Origin of the sequence: Plectonema cf. radiosum LEGE 06105 (assembly GCF_015207665.1) — a bacterium.
Taxonomy (GTDB): Bacteria; Cyanobacteriota; Cyanobacteriia; order Cyanobacteriales; family Nostocaceae; genus Rivularia; species Rivularia radiosa_A.
On record NZ_JADEWL010000230.1, the window covers coordinates 1 to 6,736 of the forward strand.

A 6,736-nucleotide genomic window follows, 5' to 3' on the forward strand; every position below is an offset into this window, starting at 1 on the left:
TTGTTATCCTTTAACCTTTGACCTTTAACCTCTAACCTTTAACCTTTAACCTTTAACCTTCTTATCCTCCTTTATTTTGCTTAACCAAATTACTACGTCTTCTAAATTAAGTGCAATTTCATTTCCTAATGTTTCGAGATATATAAGTCCATCGCTAATTGCCAAACCTCTGATGGGATACCATGTATTTCTGATGCGAATCAGAAGTTCTAACTGAATTATTTTACCCTGAATACGCTGACGATATTTCCACCAAGTTCTCCATAAAATAGCTGCTTTTTCGCAATGCATTTGATAATCTTGGGGAATTTGACAATACTCATATTGATAAAAACCACGTTCATCTACATTTCCCATCAAAATAAAGTGATATTCCGCTAATACCTTACTTATTAATTGCCAGTGAGTTGAATTATTTTTAATTAAAAATGGATTTAATGAACTTTCTAATTGAGTAGTAGCAATCACTCCTTCCTTTTTTGCTGTTAATCGATTGCTTTTATAAGTTGTTTCACCCTGCAATGTTAAGTTTGCTAATAAAACTTCCTTTTTCTGTATAGATAGTTTAATAAATTCTCGAATCAAATCAATATCAGATAACATCGCAAACGAGGGATAATATTATATGTTTGCTATTTTACCCATGTATTAACCCATCTCTTCACCGTGTAAATCCGTAGATTACTTGATATAGAATAGCGGATCATCTTACCTGCACTATTTTTAATATTCCATAGCTTTAATTTGCTTATTGGCTTGTATCTGCGCCTTTTTCATGGCTTGTTCTAAGGTTTGTTGTCCTAAAATAGCGCTGGTAAATTGATTTTCAAAGTTATTGATAATTAGTATAGGATACTTACCAATTTGCCAAGGAGTCGCGTAATCTACTCCCGCTAAAAATGCCGATTGCAAATCATCTTGTTCATAACCTAGTTTCTCGGCTACTGATTTTCTCGTTGGTAAAGCAAAACCGCTTTCAGTCCATTTTTCCATACCTTGTTTGCCTGTAAGGTAAGAGATTAATTCCCAAGCTTGAGCTTTGTGTTTTGCTTTTTGATTCATCACGTAAGCAACGGTAAATACCATTGTGCCTTTTTTGTTGTTTATCGTCGGCACTTCTGCGGTTGCAAATTCTAAGTTAGGAAAAGTCTCTTTTAAATAAGGAATCGTCCAATTACCTTCAATTACCATTGCGACTTTACCTTGAGCAAACATTTCGCTACCGGAATTCGTCCCTACATCTGTTTTTTGTGCCGAAGTTCGTTCTTTTTGATATTGTTCTACAGCTAATTGCAATCCTTTCAAAGCTTCGGAGTTAGCAAAATTTGCATAACCATTTTGATTAACAATTTCACCGTCGAAAGCTTTTATCTTGTAAGCTTGTCGCGCTAATTCTGGAATTTCTCCAAAGCCATATCTATCTATTCTGCCATCTTTATTAATATCTTCGGTTAACTTTTGAGAGTAAGTACGTAATTCTTTCCAAGTAACAGGAGGATTAGTTAAATCTTTTTTCTTAAAGGCTTGTTTATTATAAAACAAAGCCAGAGTTGAGTAATCTTTCGGTAGTCCGTAAATTTGGCTTTCGTACTTAAAACTGTTTAATAAGGTGTCTTCAAAATCACTTAAATCAAATTCAGAATTTATATAACTATTTAAAGGTTCCAGAACATTTTGACTCATCAAAAAGGGAGCTTCTAAAGCATCTAAATAAAATACATCCGGTGCCGCTTCCCCAATTAAACGAGTTTTGATTACATCCATATATTGGTCGTTGATCACCTCGTATTTAACTTTTATATCCGGATGTTCTAACTCAAAATCTCTTAATAACTGTTTTAATAGCTTTTGTTCAACTGAACTCGCTCCCCAACCGCTGAGTTTGATATTAACTATATCTGATGATGTAGAAGCACTCGATAAGAATAAATTATGAAAAACTACTATTATCAAGATAAATCCTAGCAACATTCCTAAAAATCTCAATAGTTTTCTTTTTATAATCATAGGTTCAACCACTTCTTGCACATTAGCTATCCAGGCGAAATTAATTCTCCTCTTATATTCCCATATTTAATATTATGTGCGGTTAAATAGTTGCGATCAAAGGGTTGAGGGAATACGTAATAGGGAATAGGGAATAGCAAAGTTTCAGCTTTATAATTATTTTTTAACTAACTTGAGATTTATTTAATATTTATTACTTTTGACAGAAAGATTTTTATTAAACAAGACCTTTATAGTATTAAACAAAGTCATCAAGACTACTATCTTAAATTTGTATTTATATGTAGTTTTATTGATGTATGTAAGGTAACATGAGCAAAAGGTTGCCAGCGCAACCAATCTAAACATTTAAATAACGGGCTATAAAAAAACATCCCGAAGGGTGGCTAATGCAATCTGTTCAGGTTAATACAGAATTTTTTGAAGTAACACAAAACACCCAGAGTGCTGAATTAACGTCAGTACTCTCTCTGAGTCCAACAATACAAGAATCTCAACTTCAGAGAATTTCTAAAAATGCCATTCGTAGAAGTTTAAAAGCCTCTACTGTGGATGGGATGTTTGCATCAGTATTTGAGATTACGACTGGTGGAATTCTCTTGAGTAATTTTCTCGTAGAGTTGGGCGCAACTCCAGTACAAATTGGGATGCTTTCTTCTATTCCCATGTTGGTAAATTTGTTACAACCTTTGGGTGCTTATTTTTCCGAACGTACTAAAAGTCGTCATAACTTTTGTCTTTGGACTCACGGTGTTGCAAGATTGATATGGTTATTTTTGGCGATCGCCATTGGGATGATAAGTTGGGGTAAATCGGATTTAGATAACCATCAGTTAGTTGTTTTAACGCTGCTGATTATTTTAGCGAGTCATGTATTTGCAGCTTTAGGAAGTGCATCTTGGCTGAGTTGGATGGCAATGTTGGTTCCCCGACAGTTGCGGGGAAGATATTTTGGTATGCGAAATAGCATTTCTAGCTTTACTAGACTGCTTTATGTACCCTTGGCTGGTTTTGTTGTAAGTTGTTATCCTGGTGGACATATCCAAGGTTACGGATTGGTTTTACTGTTTGGATTGATTGCTGGTGCAGCAAGTCTTGGTTGTCAGTTTTTTAAAGCCGATATTAATCCCCAGTCTCATAACTATTCAAAAGTAAAAATTTTTAGTCAAAATAACAGTCAAAATCAAGATTCAAATTTAGATAATCCAGGAATTACAAATCCGTCTCCAAGCATTTGGAAAGACTCTAATTTTTTAATATTCTTGGCTTACTTTGGGTTGTGGATGTTTTCCTTTAACCTCAGCGCTCCCTTCTTTAATCTTTATATGCTCGATACCCTAAATTTAGATGTCAGTTGGGTAACTATTTACGGCAGTTTTCAAGCCGGTGCTGGGATGCTAATGCTGATTTTATGGGGTAAATTAGCGGATAAAGTCGGTAATCGTACCATCTTATTTTTAGTAGGAATATTGGTTGCAATAATTCCAGTTTTGTGGGTGGGAATTGGTGTGGATTCTCTGAGTGTTTGGTTGTGGCTACCTTTAATACATATCCTCATCGGAGGTAGCACCGCAGCAATTGAATTATGTAGTAATAACCTACAACTAGGTATCGCACCAGTCAGAATGCAGTCAGTTTACTTTGCGATCGCAGCAGCTGTCGCTGGTGCTAGCGGTGCGATTGGAACTACAATCGGCGGTTTTCTCGCAGAAAATCTTGTTTTCGGTGGTTTATCTGGTTTATTTATCATTTCTGTGGGTTTCCGGTTAATCGCTCTTGTTCCACTTTTATTTGTCCAAGAAGCCCGAAGACAATCTTTAACCAAAATGTTTAAGGGTTTACGTAAATTGCAATTAGCACAGAAGTCCGGTTTTTAAAATATGGTAAAAACCCGACTTTTAAAAATTTGTAGTGGGAGCGTCTCGCTCCCTGATAGCAGCTAGGGAGCGAGACGCTCCCACTACCAATTAATGAATTCATTAATTATTGATAATTCTTCATTGTTCATTGACAGCAGTATGGCTAAAGTTTCTTGTTGTTTCCCACACAACTAAATTATTTGGAGCTTTGATTGCAGGTGGTTGATGTAAAGTAATCAGTTGTATCAAAACTTTCTTTAACTGAGTACGGGGTACAATTTCATCGACAAAACCGTGTTTGAGTAAATCTTCCGCACTTTGAAAATCTTCAGGTAATTTTTCTCGCAGGGTTTGCTCAATTACTCGTCTACCAGCAAAACCAATAGTCGCTTTCGGCTCTGCCAAAATTATATCGCCCAACATCGCAAAACTTGCAGTTACCCCACCAGTAGTAGGGTTAGTCAAAACCGGAATATATAAAAGTCTTTGTCGTCGATGACGTTCTAAAGCTCCTGATATCTTTGCCATCTGCATTAAAGACAGCAATCCTTCCTGCATTCTAGCTCCACCAGAAGTACAAATAATAATTACAGGATAGCGTCGCTGAGTCGCTTGTTCAATCAGTCGTGTGAGTTTTTCCCCCACAACAGAACCCATGCTCGCACCAATAAACCGAAAGTCCATTACGCCTAAAGCAACGGGTAAACCATTGATTTTCCCCAAACCCGTTCTCACAGCATCCGTTAAACCAGTTTTTTCCTGTACATCCCGTAACCGATCGCTATAGGATTTGCGATCGCGAAATTGTAAAGGATCTGCGGGAAGCAAATGTTCATCCATAGCAATCCAGCTATTAGAATCTATCAGTTGACGGATACGTTCATCGCTATCAACTCGATTATGATGTCCGCATTCAATGCAAACCATCTGATTTGCTTTTAGGTCTTTTGTATACGCCAATACACCGCATTTAGTGCATTTGTGCCACAATCCATCAGCAATTTCGCGCTCCTGACGCTCAATACTGATAGAACCCGTTTTACGTCTGTTTGCAAACCAATCAAATAAAGATTTAAAACCGCGTGTTTCGTCGTTGTTCGCCATTTGTATCTTATGCAGGTGGAATTTATGTCAAATTTAGTCAAGAATACAGGATTTTTGTTTTTTGTCTTTTTTGCAAATGTTATAAATTTATAACAAATTACAGAGGACAGAAAATTAATTCCTCAATTTTTTCTAAGCAATAGAGGCAATATGAAAGCATCTTCGCTTTTCAGCTTAACGAAAATATCTAAACCAATTCAAGTCTTATAGTATATGTTTGTATCGGTTCTTTGAAAGCAATGCAGTTCACAACGGACAATGCGATACTTCATGCTTGTTGTAGATACGTCCAATCATCGATAATCAAATACAATGACTATTATCACTCCTGATCGTCTCGTCGTGGAAGAAAGCCCTTCTCACACCGCGCAAGAACCAGATCGTACACTGTGGATTAGCGAAGCAGGGGGGCTTACCCAGTTCGGTGCGTTCATCGAAGTTCTGCAACCTGGCTCTCGTTCATCGATCAAACATTGGCATAGTGATGAAGATGAAATGGTCTATGTCCTCGAAGGTGAGATTACGCTGATCGAAGGGGACACGGAGACTGTACTACGTCTTGGCGATGCTGCAAGTTTTCAAGCAGGAGTGCCAGTAGGTCACTGTCTTGAGAATCGTAGCGCCAAAGCAACGCGATGCCTGGTAGTCGGCACCCGAGCGGCAATAGACACAATCACATATCCTGACCTTGATCGGGTTTGCCACCGCGATCGATCTCTGCCAGACGACATTTGGACTAATGGTGCGGGAGAACCTGCCTCGAATCCCTACTGACAATGATTGCAGGATGCTTTTGTACGTGAGATATGAAGGAATTCCCACCTTCTACGAAGTAAGGTGGGGAAAATCTCAACTGGGAAAGAAGAATCGTAAATAACTCGATAAAATAGCTTCACCACAAAAAAGCGCGATCGCAGAACCTAAAGCTAAATAAGGACCAAAAGGAAAAGGTTGATTTTGTTTTGCGGCTTTTCGTGGTATAATAATGCGACCTTCGACAATAACTCCGGCAACACAAGCGATAAAGCTCGCTAAGAGTAAATACTTCCAACCCAACCAAGCTCCCATCATTGCTGCTAATTTCGCATCACCTGCGCCCATTGCATCTTTACGGAAAACAATTGTAGCAATGCGAGCAATGACATCAAACATCCATAATCCGAATACTGCTGCTGCAATAGCTGGTATCATCTGGTTTATCAATCCCGACCAGCTAGATTGCGGTATAAATCCTAATATCATTTGAAACAAAATACCCAGCACTAACCCCGATTTAGTTAGTTCACTGGGTAAAGTCATTGTATCTATATCAATTATCGATAGTGCTAATAACCAACTGCAAAATAACCAATAACCTATCGTCAGTGGTGAAAATTTAAATACCAGGAAAACTAGTACAAATAATAAACCCGTTACAGCTTCCACAATCGGGTAGCGAGGAGAAATGCGACTTTTACAATAACGACAACGACCTCGCAACCAAAACCAACCGAATACCGGCACATTATCGTAAGCTTTGAGACGATTTAAACAATGGGGGCATCGTGAAGGAGGATAAAGAATCGACAAACCAGCAGGTAGCCGATAAACTACAACATTGACAAAACTGCCAATAGATGCACCGAAAACAAAAACAATTAAACTCGCAGGAACGAAAATCCACTCATCCATCAAGTTATTCCCAAATCATTTACCCAAAGTAATTCGTAATTCGTCATCCGTAATTCGTAATTACCCTTAAATTTCGGGGGAGATGGGGGGATGGG

General features: G+C 37.9%; 6 protein-coding genes. 2 read left to right on the plus strand and 4 right to left on the minus strand.

Features of this window, described 5'->3' with window-relative positions:
- Positions 1 to 45: 45 nt before the first annotated feature.
- The gene (locus IQ247_RS30850; RefSeq protein WP_193925870.1) at positions 46 to 603 is read right to left on the minus strand and encodes a hypothetical protein; all 558 of its coding nucleotides are present in this window, start codon (positions 601 to 603) and stop codon (positions 46 to 48) included.
- Between the two features lie 120 nt (positions 604 to 723).
- A complete protein-coding gene (locus tag IQ247_RS30855; RefSeq protein ID WP_228060206.1) occupies positions 724 to 2,007 on the minus strand; it encodes an ABC transporter substrate-binding protein in 1,284 nt (427 codons plus the stop codon).
- Positions 2,008 to 2,396: 389 nt separating this feature from the next.
- Here IQ247_RS30855 and IQ247_RS30860 point away from each other — a divergent pair, with 389 nt between their 5' ends.
- Positions 2,397 to 3,884 (plus strand): MFS transporter, encoded by a 1,488-nt coding sequence (locus tag IQ247_RS30860; RefSeq protein ID WP_193925871.1) that lies wholly within the window; start codon positions 2,397 to 2,399, stop codon positions 3,882 to 3,884.
- Between the two features lie 120 nt (positions 3,885 to 4,004).
- On the opposite strand, the gene accD is transcribed toward IQ247_RS30860, so the two are convergent.
- A complete protein-coding gene (gene accD, locus IQ247_RS30865; RefSeq protein WP_193925872.1) occupies positions 4,005 to 4,970 on the minus strand; it encodes an acetyl-CoA carboxylase, carboxyltransferase subunit beta in 966 nt (321 codons plus the stop codon).
- Between the two features lie 312 nt (positions 4,971 to 5,282).
- Here accD and IQ247_RS33725 point away from each other — a divergent pair, with 312 nt between their 5' ends.
- A complete protein-coding gene (locus IQ247_RS33725) occupies positions 5,283 to 5,744 on the plus strand; it encodes a cupin domain-containing protein (protein WP_193925873.1) in 462 nt (153 codons plus the stop codon).
- Positions 5,745 to 5,819: 75 nt separating this feature from the next.
- Here the strand turns inward: IQ247_RS33725 and IQ247_RS30875 are convergent, their stop codons facing one another.
- The gene (locus IQ247_RS30875; RefSeq protein ID WP_193925874.1) at positions 5,820 to 6,641 is read right to left on the minus strand and encodes a prepilin peptidase; all 822 of its coding nucleotides are present in this window, start codon (positions 6,639 to 6,641) and stop codon (positions 5,820 to 5,822) included.
- Between the last annotated feature and the right edge of the window lie 95 nt (positions 6,642 to 6,736).